The 1,728-nt window shown below is 31.9% G+C and carries 2 protein-coding genes; both read left to right on the forward strand.

The features are described 5' to 3' along the window. Nucleotides 1-377 precede the first annotated feature (377 nt). Nucleotides 378-1,517 (forward strand): YibE/F family protein, encoded by a 1,140-nt coding sequence (locus tag ACFWE9_RS26835; protein WP_377359661.1) that lies wholly within the window; start codon nt 378-380, stop codon nt 1,515-1,517. Continuing rightward, a partial coding sequence (locus tag ACFWE9_RS26840) for a YibE/F family protein (RefSeq protein WP_377359663.1) occupies nt 1,514-1,728 on the forward strand: 215 nt, incomplete at its 3' end. The genes ACFWE9_RS26835 and ACFWE9_RS26840, both read left to right, overlap by 4 nt.

Consider the following 1,728-nt stretch of genomic DNA (forward strand, 5'->3'; position numbering starts at 1 on the left):
TCCCTGTATTCTTACGTTCCAAGACGGACACATCCTCTCAAAAATCATTGTAAGGACTTAACTAAAATGTGTCCATGAAACTATACTAACTCCATACTTTAAAAATAAAACCAGTATTATTAGTGCCTAATAAATAAATTTTGTTCTTAAAGGAGTTGTTAAGTCAACTCCTTACTTAATGTACGATTCTTACAATAATCATACTTTCAAAACCCAATAGAAAAATCCCTTGGTTACCAATTGGATTTTTTTATTTCGCAAATTAAATTTATTCATGATAAGATAAAAAAATCAAATACTAGTAAGGCAGGGCGGAGGTCAGTCAATTCTGGCTCCATCCTGCCTTTTTTGCCCACCCGATATTTGGAGGTTTTAATTTGAATGTTATCGTAAATAAATTTAAAAAAATGGGTTACAAGCATGTTTCTTTGTACGCCATCATAGCACTTTGTTTTGTCGCCTCTGTTTTCTTTGTTAATCACAATTATTCATTCTATGAACTTCCTATAGCCAAAGTCATCAAAACAAATCTGGAAAATACAACTGAATTGAATGATATGTATCAAAATGAAGATCGTCTATTTACCCAGAGTATAATAGCCGAATTACAAAATGGAGAAGAAAAGGGAAAACTTATTCATTTAAAGAATGAATATTCCTTATCCGGAGCTTATGATCAAGAATATCGAGTTGGAAATGATTTATTTGTTTCGATTGATACGAAGACAAAAGAAAATTCAGAGTTAACTGGAACCATAAAAGACGTAAAGCGTGATAAATTTGTGTTGATTGTAGCATGGATTTTTATCTTGACATTACTAATCGTTGGAAAAAAGCAAGGACTGTTTTCAATTATAAGTTTGGCAGTCAATGCCATATTGTTGTCATATGCATTAGATTTTTATTTGAATACATCAGACATTAGTTTGGTATTGATATGCAGTATAAGTATCATTCTATTTACGGTCCTTTCCCTTTTACTCGTTAACGGTTTTAATGAAAAAACATATGCAGCTATTATTGCGACACTGTTAGGGACTTTTTTATCACTGTTCATTATTTATCTTGTTATGTGGTTAACTTCCGGAAATGGCCTTCGATATGAAGAAATGCAATTTCTCACTCGTCCTTATAAAATGGTGTTTATGGCAGGGTTATTTATCGGATCTTTAGGAGCCGTAATGGATATAGCCATTACCATGTCTTCTTCGATTTTTGGGTTGTATGAAAAGAATAACCACATATCAGTAAAAGCACTTAAAACTTCAGGATTAGAGATTGGAAAAGACATCATGGGAACCATGACAAATATTTTGTTTTTTGCCTATATAAGTGGCTCCATACCTACGATTATTTTGTATTTAAAAAATTCTTCTGCATTAGGATTTACCCTTTCCATGAACCTTACATTGGAATTGGCCCGTGCCATAGCTGGTGGTATTGGAATCGTGTTAACTATTCCGATAGGTCTATATATTTCTATTTTTTTCATTAATCGAAAGAGGGAAAGAACATGAATGTATTAGTGTTGCTAGCGTTCATATTATTAATATTGATGATCTTGATTGGTGGAAAAAATGGAGCACGTTCATTTTTTGCTTTTTTCCTAAACTTTGGTGTGTTTCTTTTTACCATCATTTTTATGACAAATCCAAATAATGATCCGTATATCGTAACATTGATTGCATGTACGGTGATTAGTTATATTAATTTATTTTTTATTAATGC

This window comes from Peribacillus sp. NPDC060253 (assembly GCF_042727425.1).
Lineage (GTDB): Bacteria > Bacillota > Bacilli > Bacillales > DSM-1321 > Peribacillus.